At 48.3% G+C, this 238-nt stretch carries 1 protein-coding gene; it reads right to left on the bottom strand.

Features of this window, described 5'->3' with window-relative positions; translation table 11 throughout:
• Nucleotides 1-12: 12 nt before the first annotated feature.
• Nucleotides 13-238, bottom strand: a 226-nt coding sequence (locus tag AAEY87_RS14390) for a DALR anticodon-binding domain-containing protein (RefSeq protein ID WP_350657659.1), incomplete at its 5' end; no start/stop codon positions are given.

Consider the following 238-nt stretch of genomic DNA (forward strand, 5'->3'; position numbering starts at 1 on the left):
TCTGTATATGTTCTACATGCTAGACGGTGCAGATAACCCTAATAAACTAAGCCCATTGGACACTACGTGACGTACCGCTTTTGACAAGCGCAGACGGGCTTGCATCATATCGAGCTCTTCTTGGCTTGGCGTCTCACCTGAGGTCAAGCTCACTGGCAGAATACGATTGCTATCGTACCAGCCGTGGAAGAGTGCTGCCAAATCTTTTAGATAGTTGGTCAGTACATGCGGCTCATAG

Source organism: Psychrobacter sp. S1-30-MNA-CIBAN-0213 (assembly GCF_040309845.1).
Classification (GTDB): Bacteria; Pseudomonadota; Gammaproteobacteria; order Pseudomonadales; family Moraxellaceae; genus Psychrobacter.